This is a genomic window from Staphylococcus pasteuri (assembly GCF_030547725.1).
GTDB lineage: Bacteria > Bacillota > Bacilli > Staphylococcales > Staphylococcaceae > Staphylococcus > Staphylococcus pasteuri.
The window spans coordinates 1-292 of the sequence record NZ_JAUOQO010000213.1; the positions used below are offsets into that span (position 1 = coordinate 1).

Genomic DNA, 292 nt, shown 5'->3' on the forward strand with positions numbered 1-292 from the left:
CCCTTAGACATACGGCCAAAATAATGCGGTTGCTGGCTAAGGCGAGTGACTCTGATTCGCTCGATTTGCTCATGCTCTAAACCGTATTCTTCTGGCAATTCTTCAAGATTGAACAACTTTTGGCTTAAGCGCATTGATACACACTCGACACCTAAGTCATCCACTAAAGCGCGACTTAAACGGTGTTGTAATTCAGCAAAAGAATCACAGGCCATTAAGTCAGGTAGCAGATCAACGTATACGTGATAAATGCGCTCATTGAGACTAGCGACTGTCATCAGATCAGTAATTT

General features: G+C 43.2%; 1 protein-coding gene. It reads right to left on the reverse strand.

What is annotated here, in order from left to right; translation table 11 throughout:
* A partial coding sequence (locus Q4528_RS13445) for a DUF484 family protein (RefSeq protein ID WP_303522019.1) occupies positions 1 to 278 on the reverse strand: 278 nt, incomplete at its 3' end.
* Positions 279 to 292: the final 14 nt, after the last annotated feature.